This is a genomic window from Streptomyces sp. NPDC101165, assembly GCF_044768135.1.
Lineage (GTDB): Bacteria > Actinomycetota > Actinomycetes > Streptomycetales > Streptomycetaceae > Streptomyces.
Genome location: NZ_JBIWPG010000019.1, coordinates 73,695 through 86,345, shown reverse-complemented (window position 1 = coordinate 86,345; position 12,651 = coordinate 73,695). Strand labels below are relative to the sequence as shown.

At 71.1% G+C, this 12,651-nt stretch carries 11 protein-coding genes; 5 read left to right on the top strand and 6 right to left on the bottom strand.

What is annotated here, in order from left to right; genetic code table 11:
- Nucleotides 1–21 precede the first annotated feature (21 nt).
- Together ACIRVH_RS34160 and ACIRVH_RS34155 are read right to left on the bottom strand one after the other, a co-directional pair.
- Nucleotides 22–681: a CBS domain-containing protein gene (locus ACIRVH_RS34160; protein WP_403961510.1), complete on the bottom strand. Its 660-nt coding sequence runs from the start codon at nucleotides 679–681 to the stop codon at nucleotides 22–24.
- 124 nt (nucleotides 682–805) lie between these two features.
- On the bottom strand, nucleotides 806–2,524 hold the full coding sequence (locus tag ACIRVH_RS34155; RefSeq protein ID WP_403961507.1) for a GAF domain-containing protein: 1,719 nt from the start codon (nucleotides 2,522–2,524) through the stop codon (nucleotides 806–808).
- A gap of 294 nt (nucleotides 2,525–2,818) precedes the next feature.
- Between ACIRVH_RS34155 and ACIRVH_RS34150 the strand changes: the two genes are divergently transcribed.
- A complete protein-coding gene (locus tag ACIRVH_RS34150; protein WP_403961504.1) occupies nucleotides 2,819–3,277 on the top strand; it encodes a pyridoxamine 5'-phosphate oxidase family protein in 459 nt (152 codons plus the stop codon).
- A gap of 86 nt (nucleotides 3,278–3,363) precedes the next feature.
- On the opposite strand, the gene ACIRVH_RS34145 is transcribed toward ACIRVH_RS34150, so the two are convergent.
- The gene (locus tag ACIRVH_RS34145; RefSeq protein WP_403961763.1) at nucleotides 3,364–4,038 is read right to left on the bottom strand and encodes a helix-turn-helix domain-containing protein; all 675 of its coding nucleotides are present in this window, start codon (nucleotides 4,036–4,038) and stop codon (nucleotides 3,364–3,366) included.
- Nucleotides 4,039–4,070: 32 nt separating this feature from the next.
- Nucleotides 4,071–4,976: a universal stress protein gene (locus ACIRVH_RS34140; RefSeq protein ID WP_403961501.1), complete on the bottom strand. Its 906-nt coding sequence runs from the start codon at nucleotides 4,974–4,976 to the stop codon at nucleotides 4,071–4,073.
- 210 nt (nucleotides 4,977–5,186) lie between these two features.
- On the opposite strand from ACIRVH_RS34140, the gene ACIRVH_RS34135 reads away from it, so the two are divergent.
- Nucleotides 5,187–6,896 carry a SulP family inorganic anion transporter gene (locus ACIRVH_RS34135; RefSeq protein ID WP_403961497.1) on the top strand — a complete coding sequence of 570 codons (1,710 nt, stop codon included), beginning with the start codon at nucleotides 5,187–5,189 and terminating at the stop codon, nucleotides 6,894–6,896.
- A gap of 102 nt (nucleotides 6,897–6,998) precedes the next feature.
- Nucleotides 6,999–7,688, top strand: a complete 690-nt coding sequence (locus ACIRVH_RS34130) for a response regulator (protein ID WP_403961493.1) — start codon at nucleotides 6,999–7,001, stop codon at nucleotides 7,686–7,688.
- Nucleotide 7,689: 1 nt separating this feature from the next.
- Here the strand turns inward: ACIRVH_RS34130 and ACIRVH_RS34125 are convergent, their stop codons facing one another.
- Together ACIRVH_RS34125 and ACIRVH_RS34120 are read right to left on the bottom strand one after the other, a co-directional pair.
- Complete coding sequence (locus tag ACIRVH_RS34125) at nucleotides 7,690–8,883, bottom strand: spermidine/putrescine ABC transporter substrate-binding protein (RefSeq protein ID WP_403961488.1); 1,194 nt, start codon at nucleotides 8,881–8,883, stop codon at nucleotides 7,690–7,692.
- 181 nt (nucleotides 8,884–9,064) lie between these two features.
- Nucleotides 9,065–10,504 carry a gamma-aminobutyraldehyde dehydrogenase gene (locus ACIRVH_RS34120; RefSeq protein ID WP_403961485.1) on the bottom strand — a complete coding sequence of 480 codons (1,440 nt, stop codon included), beginning with the start codon at nucleotides 10,502–10,504 and terminating at the stop codon, nucleotides 9,065–9,067.
- Nucleotides 10,505–10,674: 170 nt separating this feature from the next.
- On the opposite strand from ACIRVH_RS34120, the gene ACIRVH_RS34115 reads away from it, so the two are divergent.
- Both ACIRVH_RS34115 and ACIRVH_RS34110 read left to right on the top strand, forming a co-directional pair.
- Entirely contained in the window at nucleotides 10,675–11,196 is a 522-nt protein-coding gene (locus tag ACIRVH_RS34115; protein ID WP_385167009.1) for an Lrp/AsnC family transcriptional regulator, read from the top strand.
- Complete coding sequence (locus ACIRVH_RS34110) at nucleotides 11,181–12,563, top strand: aspartate aminotransferase family protein (protein WP_403961481.1); 1,383 nt, start codon at nucleotides 11,181–11,183, stop codon at nucleotides 12,561–12,563. Before ACIRVH_RS34115 ends, ACIRVH_RS34110 begins: the two co-directional genes overlap by 16 nt.
- Nucleotides 12,564–12,651: the final 88 nt, after the last annotated feature.

The following is a 12,651-nucleotide window of genomic DNA, read 5'->3' as shown; positions in this document are numbered from 1 at the left end:
CCGGGACGATCGCCGCGGCATTCACCCCCTGCTCTCGCTGAAGGCGGTCAGCGCACAGCGCACGTCGACCACGCCCGGCACCGATCGCGCGAGCAGGGTCGCGAGCGGTACGAGGACGGTGTCCTGGACCCGGCCGGTGAGCGTGACCACACCGTCGTGCACCTCGACCCGTACGGGTGCCGTCCGCGTGCCGAAGAGCCGGGTGACGACCTCGCGGCCGACGTCCTCGGCGATGTCCTCGTCGTTCCGCAGGAACACCGTCAGCAGGTCGGAGCGGCTGACGATGCCCATGAGGGCGCCTTGGTCGTCGACGACCGGCAGCCGCTTGACCCTGCTGCAGGCCATGACGCGCGCGGCATGGGCGAGGGTCGCGTCCGGCGCCACGGTGACGGCCGGAGCGGTCATCAGCTCGTCCGCCGTCACCCCGTCCGCCTTGCGCAGGTCGGCGGGGTCCCGCAGCTGCCCGTGCCGGCCCGGGTCGCCCTCGCGGTACTCCTCCTTCGGCAGCAGGTCGGCCTCGGAGACCACACCGACGACGCGTCCAGCGCCGTCGAGCACCGGAAGAGCGCTCACGCGCCACTCCCGCATGGTCCGCACGATCTCCTTGAAGGCCGCTCCCGTGCGCAGGGCGACGACCGTGCGGGTCATCACGTCGTTCACGACGGTCGGAGTGCCGTACATGGCGTCCTCCAGGGGGCTCGGAGCCGTCTCGCGGCACCTCAAGCGTGCAGCCGCGGACCCGGCTGCCGCATGTGCCGAGTGGCCCCACCCGGGGGCCCGATTCGGCCGACCACGGGCCCGCCGCCTACTGGACCGGCAGCGGCACCCGCCACTCCAGTGTGGCGCCGCCGCCCTCGGGCCCGGACACGGCGAGGTGTCCGCCCAGCTGTTCCGCCCGCTCGGCCATGTTGCGCAGCCCGCTGCGGCGGCCGCCGGGCGGGATGCCCACGCCGTTGTCCGCGACCGTCAGGGACACCTCGTGCCCGTCGGTCTTCAGGACGACCTGGGCCCGGTCGGCGTGGGCGTGCCGGGCGATGTTGGTGAGGGCCTCCGAGAGCACCGCCACGACATGATCGGCGACCTCGCGCGGCACGTCGGTGTCCAGCAGGCCTTCCATGCGCACGCTCGGCGCGAAGCCGAGCAGTGGGGCGGCCTCCCCCGCCGCGCGGACGACCCTGGCCCGCAGTCCGCTCCCGGCACCGCCCTCGCGCGCCCGCAGCCCGAAGATCGTCGACCGGATGATCTTGATGGTCTCGTCGAGGTCGTCAACGGCTCGCAGGACCCGCTCGGAGGCTTCCGGGTGCTCGATGAAACGGCCCGCGCTCTGCAGCGTCATACCGGTGGCGAACAGTCGCTGGATGGCCAGGTCGTGCAGGTCACGGGCGATCCGGTCGCGGTCCTCCAGCACCGCGATCTGCTCGGCGTCCTGCCGCCGTTCGGCCAGCTCCATCGCGATCGCGGCCTGCGCGGCGAACCCCCGCAGCGTCTCGGTCTCGTTCTCCGAGAACACCGGGCGGCCGGCCTCGCGCACCAGCAGGACCACACCCCGGGCACCGCCCTCCCCCGTGCCGATGGGGACGGCGACGGCGGGGCCGAGTCCGGTGAAGCGCGGGGCTTCCCGGGAGATCCGCGTGTCCTGGGTGATGTCGTCGGTCGCGACCGGAGCGAGGGTGCAGTACGCCAGACCCATCAGGCTGTCGTGCAGCGGCAGCACCAGTCCCCGGTGCTCCTCCGCGTCCACTCCGACGGCGATCTCCACGGCGAGCGACTCGGTGTCCTCCATCGGCAGCGCGACCGCCGCGAGGGCCGAGCCGGTGATCTCCCGGGCGCGCTCGGCGATCAGGTTCAGGGCCTCGGAGCGTCCGCTGCCCGACAGCAGGCTGTGCGTGATCTCCGCGTTCGCCCGTAGCCAGCGCTCCCGCAGCCGCGAGTCCTCGTACAGGCGCGCGTTGTCGATGGCCACGCCGGCCGCCACGGCCAGCGTCGACAGCACCGACTCGTCCTCCTCGTCGAACTCCGCGCCGCTCCGCTTCTCGGTCAGGTACAGGTTGCCGAACACCTGGTCGCGGACCCGGATCGGGACACCGAGGAAGCTGTTCATCGGCGGGTGGTTCGGCGGGAAGCCGTACGAGGCCGGGTGATCGGAGAGCTTCGCGAGCCGGAGCGGCTCAGGGTGCCGGATCAGCTCGCCGAGGATGCCGTGGCCGGCCGGATACGGCCCGATCGCGGCAATCTGCTGCTCGGTGACGCCCACCGTGTAGAACCGGGACAGCCGGGTGCCGTCCGGTCCGATGACGCCGAGGGCGGCGTACTCCGCGTCCACGAGCACGGCGGCCGCCTCCACGATGGAGTGCAGTGCCTGCTCCAGATCCAGCTCACGGCCGACGGCGAGCACCGCCTCCAGCAGGCTGTGCACCCGGTCGCGGGTGCCGCGGGCCGCGTCGATCCGGGCCTGCAGCTCCTCCAGCAGCTCGTCCAGCTTCAGCTGCGGCAGTCGTACACGGGGCCCCTCGGGGCTTGCCACCACGTTCCTCCAGGTCACCTGGGCCGGCACACCCGGCCCCTCCGGGTCCTCACCACCGTATCCGTCATCGACCGGTGCTTTCGGACAACCTCCGTCGGAGGACCTCCGGTCCCCGGACGAGGACCGAACGGCACTGGCCCGGCGGCGCCGCACGCGCGACAGTGGACACAGGAGCGGCACCGATCCCCCGCGGTGTCGCTCCGCACGCATCCCGTCCCGACGCCGATGCCGAGGCGGAGGCGGAGGCGGAGGCCGATGAGAAGCGAACGACGCACCCCACGAAGAAGTCCCGCCATGATCACTGACAAGGACCCGGCGTCGCACCGGCGCGTCGATCTCGACCGTGCCGAGGCCCTGCGGCTGCTGGGCAGCGTGTCCCTGGGAAGGGTCGTCTTCACCCGGCAGGCCCTGCCCACCGTCCGCCCGGTCAACCACGTCCTGGACGACGGCGACATCGTCATCCGCACCCACGAGGGCGCGGCCCTGACCTCCACGGCCCGGCAGGCCGAGAGCCCCGGAGTCGTCGTCGCCTACGAGGCCGACGCCATCGACCCGGACACGCACCTCGGCTGGAGCGTGGTGGTCACGGGGTACGCGCAGGTGGTGACCGACGTGGACGAACTGGCCCGTATCCGGGGGCTGTTGCAGCCGTGGGCGGCCCTGCCGGGGATGGACCACGCGGTGCGGATCCACCCCGATCTGGTCACGGGCATCCTGCTGACCGCGAGGGGCGACGCGCCGCAGGACGGCTGACCGCGCCGACGACGTGGGAGCACGGTGGAAGGCGACGCCCGTACGGTCGTACCTGCGTCGCCTTCCGCCGTACCGCCCCCTCCTCCTCACACGGTGATCCGGCGTCCGGTCACGGTGAACGGATCGATGCGCACCCACAGGTTGCGGGAACCCCCCGCCCAGGGCGCGCTGTGGGCCCGTTCCGTGAGCCGGCGCCGCTCCTGCGGGTCCGTGACCGCGTGTGCGGGGCCGCGGACCAGGACGCTCCAGCCCTGGCTGAACGCGTCGTCGATGCGGTCGACCTCGAAGGCCACCTGGTAGCCGATGGCCAGGGCCGGCGTGGCGCCGCGTTCGGTCCGGAAGACGATCGCACCGTCCACGACGCTGTAGTTGACGGGCACGATCACCGGACCGGAGGCGGTGCTGACCGCGAGCCGCCCCACCCCGTGCGTCGCCAGCAGGGCCCGGCACTCGCCGGTGCGCAGCCGGGTGAACTCCGGTGCGGGCGCGGCGTGTCCGATACCGGGTGGCAGGTCGACGGTGCCGCCGGTGAGTTCGGTGACGGTGGTCTCCAGTGCCGTGGCCAGGTTCGTCAGCACGCCGGCGCCCGGCGTGGCCCCGGGGTGCTCCTCCAGGTACCTGAGATAGCCGGCCGCCATCCCGGCACGCGCCGCCGTCTCCCGCCGGGTCAGGCCGAGTTGGATCCGCCGGGCGGCGAGCCTGCGGCCCAGGTCGCCCAGCGGCGCCTCCGGCGCCGCGTTCGCCCTCGTCCGCTCCTTCATGATCATGACTTCTCCTCCTCGGGCCGGCGGAGTCAGCCGTGCGCGACCACGGCGACGGGAGCGTCGACGTGATGCAGGACGGCGTGGGTGACGTGGCCGATGTGGGTGCCGAGCCGACTGGTGCGGATGCGCCGGCCGACGACGACCAGAGAGGCGTCACGGGAGGCGGCGACCAGGACCGGTGCGGCATGGCCGAGCCGGCTCGCCTCGGTCACTTCCACGTCCGGGAACTTCTGCAGCCAGGGGCGCACCACCTCGGTCAGGACGTCGGCCTCGCTCCGTGCGACCGATCCGCGCAGGTCGTAGCCGGCGGACAGGGTGTACGGGTCGGAGGGCGGCGGGTTCCAGCCGTGCACGATGCGCAGCGGGGCCCTGCGGCGCGCGGCGGCGTCGAAGGCGAACCCGAGCAGTGTCTCGTCGGGGTCCGCGGTGTCGAGGCCGAGGACGACGGGCCGGAAGGGTGCCGCGGCGGAGGGCACGCCCGCCGGGTCCATCCGGTGCTCGTCGGCGGCCTGTTCACCCGCCCTGACCAGCACCACGGGCCGTTCGACCCGGGCGATGACGGACAGGCTGACCGAGCCGACCATGAACCCGCCGAGGCCGCCGAGACCCCGCGAGCCGAGCACGAGCAGTTCGGCGGCCTCCGCCGCCTCGCACAGCACGTCGGCCGGCATCCCGGTGCACTGCTCGGCGGTCACGTCGAGACCGGGGTGGCGCAGCCGGACGCCCTCGGCGGACTCACGCGGGACCCGCTCGGTCCAGTACTGGTGGGTCTCCGCTCCCAGGAGCGGCGCCTGGCCCATCAGCTCGGGCGTGGGCTCCCAGACATGGACGATCTTCAGAGGCAGGCCCCTCAGCACTGCTTCACGAGCCGCCCATTCCACTGCGGCCCGGCTCTCGGGCGAGCCGTCGAGACCTACCGTGACCGGCCGGGTCATGCTCTCCACCTCCCGGGGCGGGGAATCACTTCCACCACGTCCACCGTCCTCCGTCCGATGCCGCCGGAAGCAGGGGCCACTCGTCCCCGGCCGGGACCGACCGGCCCTGAGGGGCGGGGCGGACGGCGGGGTAGCGTGAGGCGGGGCCCGTGCGCCTCGCGGTGGCTGGTGCGCCGGTGGATCCTGAGGGCGAACGGCGGAGGTCGACGCATGGCCAAAGGACGGGCCGGGCGGGTTCCGGGGCTGCGCGGTCCCGTGCCCGGGCCCGGTGCGCTCCTCGCGCGCCTGCGGAACCGGCTCCGGGGCGACCTGCCGGCGGGCGTGACGGTGGCCGCGTACCTCGTACCGCAGTGCATGGCGTACGCGGGTGTGGCCGGTCTGCCACCGGTCACCGGGCTCTGGGCGATCCTCCCGGCGCTCGGCCTCTACGCGCTGCTCGGCTCCTCACGGCTGCTGTCGGTCGGCCCGGAGTCCACGACGGCCCTGATGACGGCCACGGTGGTGGGACCGCTGGCCGCCGGCGACCCGGGCCGCTACGCCTCGCTGGCGGCCGCCCTCGCCGTCACGGTCGGCCTGCTGTGCCTGGCGGCCCGGGCGATCCGGCTGGGCTTCCTCGCGGACCTGCTCTCCCGCCCGGTCCTGGTCGGCTACCTCGCGGGCGTGGCCCTGATCATGGCGGTGGACCAGTTGCCCAGGCTCACCGGTGTGCGGACGAGCGGCACGGAGTTCTTCCCCCAGCTGTGGTCCTTCGTCACTCATCTCACGGACGCACACCTGGCGACGGTGGTCCTCTCCGCCGCCGTCCTGGTGTTCCTGTTCGCCGTCGCCCACTTCTTCCCCGCGCTCCCCGGACCGCTGCTCGCCGTGGTCCTCGCCACGGCGGCGGTCGTGGTCTTCGACCTGGACGGCCGGTACGGCATCGCGGTGATCGGCACGGTGCCCTCCGGCCTTCCGGACCTCGCGCTGCCGGATCTCTCCGAGGTGCCGGGCCTGGTGCTGCCGGCACTGGGTGTGCTGCTGGTCGCGTACACCGACATGGTCCTCACCGTGCGGGCGTTCGCGGACCTCGGCGACCAGAACGCGCTCGACGCCGACCGGGAGTTCCTCGCCCTGGGCGCCACCAACCTCGGCGCCGGTGTGCTGCACGGCTTCCCGGTCAGCAGCAGCGCCAGCCGTACGGCGCTCGCGTCCTCCGCGGGCGCCCGCAGCCAGCTGTACTCGCTGATCGCGGGAGCGGTGGTACTGGCCGTCCTGCTGTTCCTCAGCCCGTTGCTGTCCCGCATGCCGTCCGCCGCGCTCGGCGCACTCGTCGTCTACGCCGCCGCCCACATGATCGACGTCGCGGGCTTCCGCCGGCTCGCCTCCTTCCGGCGCCGCGAGCTGTTCCTCGCCCTGGGCTGCCTGGCGGGCGTGCTCGCCCTGGACATCCTGTACGGGGTGCTCGTGGCCGTCGGCCTGTCGATCGCGGAGCTGCTGACCCGGGTGGCCCGGCCGCACGACGCGGTCGAGGGCCTGGTCCCCGGGATGGCGGGCATGCACGACGTCGACGACTACCCGGCGGCGCGTACGGTCCCCGGTCTGCTCGTGTACCGCTACGACTCGCCCCTGTTCTTCGCCAACGCGGAGAACTTCCGGCGCCGGGCGCTGGAAGCCGTGGACGAGCAGACCGAACCGGTCCGATGGTTCGTCCTCAACACCGAGGCCAACGTGGAGGTCGACATCACGGCCCTGGACGCCGTGGAGGACCTGCGCCAGGAGCTCACCGGCAGGGGCATCGTCTTCGCCCTCGCCCGGGTCAAACAGGACCTGCTGGACGACCTCGAGTCGTACGGCCTCGCGGAGTCCGTCGGCGCCGGCCACATCTTCCCGACGCTGCCCACGGCGGTGGCCGCGTACCGGGACTGGAGCCGCACCCACTGAACGAGTAGGGCCGGTCGGCCCTGGTGCACACGGCGCCGACGGACGATGATCGACCTCAGGGGCAGTTCTCAGGCTGCCCCGACCGGGGAACGAGGGGTCGTCATGACCGAGGAACACACCTTCACCGAGCAGCACCCGATCCGGGTGTTCCTGCTCGACGACCACGAGGTCGTTCGACGCGGCCTGGCCGACCTGCTCGACGCCGAGCCGGACATCTCCGTGGTCGGCGACGCGGACACCGCCGAGCACGCCCTCACCCGCGGCCCCGCGCTGCGCCCGCACGTCGCCGTGCTCGACGTCCGCCTGCCCGACGGGGACGGCATCTCGGTCTGCCGCGAACTGCGCAGCCGGATGCCGGAACTGGCCTGCCTGATGCTGACCTCCTTCGACGACGAGGACGCCCTGCTCGACGCGATCATGGCCGGGGCGTCCGGGTACGTCCTGAAGCAGATCAAGGGCTCCGACCTGGTGTCGGCGGTCCGCACGGTCGCCTCGGGCCAGTCGATGCTGGACCCCGCGACGACCGCCCGCCTGATGCGGTCCCTGCGGACCGGCCCGGCCGAGACCCCCGCACTGCCGCCCGAGCTGGCGAGCCTGTCCCCGCGCGAACGCGACATCCTCGCCCTGATCGGCGACGGCCTGACCAACCGCGAGATCGGCAACAAGCTGTACCTGTCCGAGAAGACCGTCAAGAACCACATCTCGCGCCTGCTGGCCAAGCTGGGCGTACAGCGGAGGGTCCAGGCAGCGGTCCTGGCCTCACACCTGGATCAGCACGGCGACCAGGACTGACCTACAGCCCCACGATCTGGTTCCACCGCTTCGCGAACTCCACCCGCTCGTCGGAGGTGATGTCCCGGGCGATGGCCAGCCGCTTGCGCATGGTGCTGTCCGGGAAGATCAGGGGGTTGTCGGCCAGGGCCGCGGTGTCCTTGTCCTTGGACGCCGCCAGCACCTCCTTGGCCGCCGGGACCGGGCAGACGTAGTTGACCCAGGCGGCGAGCTTCGCGGCGACCTCGGGGTCGTAGTAGTAGTCGACCAGGCGCTCGGCGTTGGTCTTGTGGCGGGCCCGGTTGGGGATCATCAGGGAGTCCGACCACAGCTCGGCGCCCTCCTCGGGCACGAGGAAGCGGATGTCGGGGTTGTCCGCCTGGAGCTGGATGACGTCGCCGGAGTAGGCCTGGCAGGCGAGGACGTCGCCGCTGACCAGGTCCTTGGTGTAGTCGTTGCCGGTGAAGCGGCGGATCTGGCCCCGGTGGACCTCGCGCTCCACCTGGTCGCAGACCCGGTGGAAGTCGTCCGCGGTCCATGTGGTGACGTCCACGCCGTTGCCCTGCATCAGCAGCGCGAACGACTCGTCCAGGCCGGAGAGCAGGGTCACGCGGCCCTTGAGGTCGCTCGCCCAGAGGTCCGAGACGTGGCGTATCTCGCGGCCGAGCTTGCGGCGGTTGTAGGCGATGCCGGTGATGCCGGACTGCCACGGCACCGTGCACCTGCGGCCCGGGTCGAAGGCCGGTGAGCGCAGGAGCGGGTCCAGGTACTTCGCCACGTTGGGCTGGTGGGCGCGGTCCATCCGCTGCACCCAGCCCAGGCGGACGAACCGCGCGCACATCCAGTCGCTGGTGACGATCAGGTCGCGGCCGGTCGTCTGGTGGTTCATCAGCGCGGGGCTGATCTTGCCGAAGAACTCGTCGTTGTCGTTGATCTCCTCGACGTAGTCGACGGAGATGCCGGTGCGCTTCTCGAAGGCTTCGAGGGTGGGCCGCTTGTTGGGGTTGTCGTCGTCCGTGTCGATGTACAGCGGCCAGTTCGCCCAGGTCAGCTTCTTGTCGGTGGCGGACACATCGGTCGCGGCACGGTCGCCGGGCTCGACGTAGGCGGCGGGCACCCCGCAGCCGGCCAGGGCGCCGAGCGCGGCGGTGCCGCCGAGCGCGCGCAGCAGGTAACGGCGGGAGACGGGACGCGGAAGCGAGGATGTCTGGGGCACCACGGCAGGATGCCGTGAGGCTCCGTGCACGGACAATCGACGCTGCGTCGATCCCACCGGGTGGGACCCGACACCTTGTCGATCAACACCGTGCGAACGACCGGCGCCGTACGGCGAAAGGGCGCGGCCCCGGACGGGGAGGTGAACCCGTCCGGGGCCGCGCATGCCTGTTCTCGGGCTCTTACGAGTCCAGCGACGTCATCACGTGCTTGATCCGCGTGTAGTCCTCGAAGCCGTAGGCAGACAGGTCCTTGCCGTAGCCGGACTTCTTGAAGCCGCCGTGGGGCATCTCGGCGACCAGCGGGATGTGGGTGTTGATCCACACGCAGCCGAAGTCGAGCTTCTTGGACATGCGCATCGCGCGGCCGTGGTCCTTGGTCCACACCGAGGAGGCGAGGGCGTACTCGACGCCGTTGGCCCACTCGACGGCCTGCTCCTCGTCGCTGAAGGACTGGACGGTGATGACCGGGCCGAAGACCTCGTTCTGGACGATCTCGTCGTCCTGCTTCAGGCCGGAGACGACGGTCGGGGCGTAGAAGTAGCCCTTGTCGCCGACCTGGTGGCCGCCCGCCTCGACCTTGGCGTGGGCCGGCAGGCGCTCGATGAAGCCGGAGACCTGCTTGAGCTGGTTGGGGTTGTTCAGCGGGCCGAAGAGGACGTCCTCGTCGTCCGGCTGACCGGTCTTGGTCTCGGACGCGGCCTTCGCCAGCGCGGCGACGAACTCGTCGTGGATGGACTCCTGGACGAGGACGCGGGTCGCGGCCGTGCAGTCCTGGCCGGCGTTGAAGAAGCCCGCCACCGAGATGTCCTCGACGGCCTTGGCGATGTCGGTGTCCTCGAAGACGACGACCGGGGCCTTGCCGCCCAGCTCCAGGTGGACCCGCTTGAGGTCCTTGGAGGCGGACTCGGCGACGGACATGCCGGCGCGGACGGAGCCGGTGATGGAGGCCATCGCCGGGGTGTCGTGCTCGACCATCGCGCGGCCGGTGTCACGGTCGCCGCAGATGACGTTGAAGACGCCCTTGGGCAGGACCGAGCCCATGATCTCGGCGATCAGGACGGTCGAGGCGGGGGTGGTGTCCGAGGGCTTCAGGACGACCGTGTTGCCCGCGGCGATGGCCGGGGCGAACTTCCACACGGCCATCATCATCGGGTAGTTCCACGGCGCGACCTGCGCGCAGACGCCGACCGGCTCGCGGCGGATGATCGAGGTCATCCCGTCCATGTACTCGCCGGCCGAGCGGCCCTCGAGCAGCCGGGCCGCACCCGCGAAGAAGCGGATCTGGTCGACCATCGGCGGGATCTCCTCGGAGCGGGTCAGCCCGGTCGGCTTGCCCGTGTTCTCCACCTCGGCCGCGATCAGCTCCTCGGCACGCTCCTCGAACGCGTCCGCGATCTTCAGGAGGGCCTTCTGCCGCTCGGCGGGGGTCGTGTCGCGCCAGGCCGGGAAGGCCGCGGCGGCGGCCGCCATCGCGGCGTCCACGTCCGACTGTCCGGACAGCGGAGCGGTGGCGTACGCCTCGCCCGTCGCGGGGTTGACCACCTCGGTGGTCCGTCCGTCGGCGGCGTCCCGGAACTCACCGTCGATGTAGTTGCGCAGACGACGCAGCTCGGTGCTCACTGCCGGCCTCCTGGTCTGGTTCAAGCTGTCCGATCACTGAGACACCCACCCTAGTCGCCGCTCCCACGTTTTCAACACCCCCGTCGCCGCCTCTTCTGCGAAATCCGCAAGTCTTGGACCCGCAAACAACGAATTTCATCGCCATGGCCTTGCGAAACCGTCGAGACGTCGTGCACAGTGAGGTCGTGGCCAGTCGAAGCGCAGACCAGAGGGACTCGTCCCGCGAGTCCAGGAACGGCAACAGTCCCCAGCTGGACGCCGTCTCCCTCGCCATCATTCAGCAGCTCCAGGAGGACGGCCGCCGGCCGTACGCCGCGATCGGCAAGGCCGTCGGCCTCTCCGAAGCGGCCGTGCGCCAGCGCGTCCAGAAGCTGCTGGACCAGGGCGTGATGCAGATCGTCGCCGTCACGGACCCGCTCACCGTGGGCTTCCGCAGGCAGGCGATGGTCGGGATCAACGTCGAGGGCGATGTCGAGTCGATCGCGGACGCGCTGACCGGCATGTCGGAAGTCGAGTACGTGGTGATGGCCGCGGGCTCGTTCGACATCCTCGCCGAGATCGTCTGCGAGGACGACGACCACCTGCTGGACGTCATCAACAAACGCATCCGGGCCCTTCCCGGCGTGCGCTCCACCGAGAGCTTCGTCTACCTCAAGCTCAAGAAGCAGACCTACATGTGGGGAACCCGATAACCGTGGCCCAGAAGGACCTCAGCCGCACCGCGTACGACCACCTGTGGATGCACTTCACCCGCATGTCCTCGTACGAGAACTCCCCCGTCCCGACCATCGTCCGGGGCGAGGGCACTTACATCTACGACGACAAGGGCAAGCGCTACCTCGACGGTCTCGCCGGTCTGTTCGTGGTCCAGGCCGGTCACGGCCGCACGGAACTCGCCGAGACCGCCTTCAAGCAGGCCCAGGAGCTGGCGTTCTTCCCGGTGTGGTCCTACGCCCACCCGAAGGCCGTGGAGCTGGCCGAGCGCATCGCCGACTACGCCCCCGGCGACCTGAACAAGGTCTTCTTCACCACGGGCGGCGGTGAGGCGGTCGAGACCGCCTGGAAGCTCGCCAAGCAGTACTTCAAGCTGCAGGGCAAGCCGACCAAGTACAAGGTCATCTCGCGTGCGGTCGCCTACCACGGCACCCCGCAGGGCGCCCTGTCCATCACCGGCCTGCCGGGCCTGAAGGCCCCCTTCGAGCCGCTGGTGCCGGGCGCGCACAAGGTGCCGAACACCAACATCTACCGCGCCCCGCTCTTCGGCGACGACCCGGAGGCCTTCGGCCGCTGGGCCGCCGACCAGATCGAGCAGGAGATCCTCTTCGAGGGCCCGGACACCGTCGCCGCGGTCTTCCTGGAGCCCGTGCAGAACGCCGGCGGCTGCTTCCCGCCCCCGCCCGGCTACTTCCAGCGCGTGCGCGAGATCTGCGACAAGTACGACGTGCTGCTCGTGTCGGACGAGGTCATCTGCGCCTTCGGCCGCCTGGGCACGATGTTCGCCTGCGACAAGTTCGGCTACGTCCCGGACATGATCACCTGCGCCAAGGGCATGACCTCGGGCTACTCCCCGATCGGCGCCTGCATCGTCTCCGACAGGATCGCCGAGCCGTTCTACAAGGGCGACAACACCTTCCTGCACGGCTACACCTTCGGCGGCCACCCGGTGTCGGCCGCGGTGGGCCTGGCGAACCTGGACCTGTTCGAGCGCGAGGGCCTCAACCAGCACGTGCTGGACAACGAGGGCGCCTTCCTGCAGACCCTGCAGAAGCTGCACGACCTGCCGATCGTCGGTGACGTCCGCGGCAACGGCTTCTTCTACGGCATCGAGCTGGTGAAGGACAAGCACACCAAGGAGTCCTTCAACGAGGAGGAGACCGAGCGCGTCCTGTACGGCTTCCTCTCCAAGGCGCTGTTCGAGAACGGCCTGTACTGCCGCGCCGACGACCGCGGTGACCCGGTCGTCCAGCTCGCCCCGCCGCTGATCTCCAACCAGGAGACCTTCGACGAGATCGAGCAGATCCTGCGGGCCACCCTCACGGAGGCGTGGACCAAGCTCTGATCATCCGACTGGATGACCAACACCGGCCCCGGTGCCGTCCGTTCGAGTGAGAACGGCGGCCCGGGGCCGTGTGCTGTCCAGGCTCCTG